The following is a 2,014-nucleotide window of genomic DNA, read 5'->3' as shown; positions in this document are numbered from 1 at the left end:
GAAGGAAGGTTCTGAGCTAACGGGGTGCATGCGGTCAGCGCCCTGGCCGCTGCGCTGGATGGGAGCTTCTGCGATTTTTCTTGTTTTTTCACGACCGCTTTAGTCTTTCCAGTCGGCAGCAGACACCTACAAATGAAAATATTCATTCATTATCTTGACTAGATTGAATCGATAATTCTTCTTTTCTGCCATCTCTCGCCTCCAGGCGAAGCGCATATGCTATTATCACTTCACTTTTTCAACGTTTATGAAGAAATATTTTCCAATGGCAAAGCGAACCGCCCCACTCCTACCTGCATCTGATCGGCTGCTCGAGGCACTGGGCGAGCGTCTGATGCTCGCGCGCAAGCGGCGCAAGATCACTGCTAAACAGATGGCCGAGCGGGCCGGGATGTCTTTGCCGACACTCAGGTCTCTAGAGCAAGGCAGTGCAGGCGTGACCCTAGGTGCCTACATGGCCGTGCTGCAAGTGCTGGGTCTGGAAAAAGACATCGCCCAGATCGCGCTGAACGATGAGCTGGGGCGTCACCTGCAGGACACGGCACTGTCGCCGGCAAGGTCCCGGGTCGCCAGGGGCCCCGCCCCTCAACGACGGACTCCGCCCCCTACCGAACCAAGCTCGATGAAACCGGCAGACACCAAGCCCTCGCGCTCGCCGTCCAAGGCTGAAAAGAGGACGCCTTCTAGGGCAAAACCGGCTGATCAGAAAATCATTACCGGCGCCGACCTGGCGGCCCAGTTGATGGAGGAACTCGATGGCTAGCCAGATATTAGTCTTCGCCGATTGGGCGGGACTTGCTGGCCCACAGAGGCTCGGCACCCTGCATTGCCAGCGCACACGCGGCAGCGAGCGATTCGAGTTCGAATTCGTCGACTCGGCACTAGCCGGCCTGGCACATCAGGCACTGCTTGACCCGAGACTCCAGCCCTTCGCTGGCCGTCAGTTCCCTGCACAGGGCGCCGCGACCTTCGGCCTTTTCGCCGACGCCTCGCCCGATCGCTGGGGGCGCTTACTGATGCGACGCCGACATGAACGGGATGTGCGCGCGGGAGTGGCCGCAGAAGGCTCGAAGCTGTTCGAATCCGACTACCTGCTGGGCGTGCACGACAGCTTCCGTGTGGGCGCCATTCGCTTCAAGACTGATGTCGATGGCCCGTATCTGGACAACCACCACGATATGGCCGCACCGCCGATGACCAGCATGCGCGAGCTTGAGGAGGCGTCCAGGCGCTTCGAGCAGGGCGAGGACATGAGCAACGGCCGAGACTGGTTGAGCATGCTGATAGCCCCCGGCGGCTCACTGGGTGGCGCCCGGCCAAAGGCCAGCGTGGTAGATCCGAACAATGCCCTGTGGATCGCCAAGTTTCCCAGCAACAACGATGAACACGATGTCGGCGCCTGGGAGATGGTGGTCAATATCCTCGCCAACGCCTGCGGTCTACGCGTGGCAGAGGCCACTGCGGGGAAGTACGCCAGCAACCATCACTGTTTCATGGTCAAGCGCTTCGACCGCACCCCAACGGGCGAGCGGCTGCACTTCGCCTCAGCGATGACCATGACGGAGCACGTCGATGGCGAGGACCACTCAACTGGCGTCAGCTACCTGGAAATCGCCGAGGTACTGATGCGCCAGGGCGCCACGCCAGAAGCTGACCTACAGGAGCTGTGGAAGCGCATCGTTTTCAACATGCTGGTCAGCAATACGGATGACCACTTGCGCAACCATGGTTTCATCCTTGTCCCAGGCAAGGGCTGGCAGCTATCCGCCGCCTACGACATGAATCCAGTGTCCTACGCCGATGGGCTGAAGCTCAACGTCTCCGAGTTCGACAACGCGCTCGACCTGGATCTGGCCCTGTCGGTGGCTGGTTACTTCCGACTCAAGCAGCAAGACGCTCTGGAGATCATCGAAGTCTCCATTTAATGCTCTTAAAAAACAATAACTTACCTCATTATTCGTTCCGCAATCGACCGGCATCAGGCTTGCTGCCGCCCCCAGATTTCGGGGGGGGG

Annotated in this window: 2 protein-coding genes; both read left to right on the top strand. The window is 59.4% G+C overall.

Going from position 1 to position 2,014, the window contains the following annotated elements:
* Window positions 1-265 precede the first annotated feature (265 nt).
* Window positions 266-763: a helix-turn-helix domain-containing protein gene (locus C2846_RS18415; protein ID WP_075747539.1), complete on the top strand. Its 498-nt coding sequence runs from the start codon at window positions 266-268 to the stop codon at window positions 761-763.
* The gene (locus C2846_RS18410) at window positions 756-1,925 is read left to right on the top strand and encodes a type II toxin-antitoxin system HipA family toxin (RefSeq protein WP_240638236.1); all 1,170 of its coding nucleotides are present in this window, start codon (window positions 756-758) and stop codon (window positions 1,923-1,925) included. Before C2846_RS18415 ends, C2846_RS18410 begins: the two co-directional genes overlap by 8 nt.
* Window positions 1,926-2,014: the final 89 nt, after the last annotated feature.

It is taken from the genome of Pseudomonas jilinensis (assembly GCF_003586265.1).
GTDB classification, from domain to species: domain Bacteria; phylum Pseudomonadota; class Gammaproteobacteria; order Pseudomonadales; family Pseudomonadaceae; genus Halopseudomonas; species Halopseudomonas phragmitis.
Note: the sequence above shows the minus strand (reverse complement) of the source record. Positions and strands in the feature narration are given on the sequence as shown.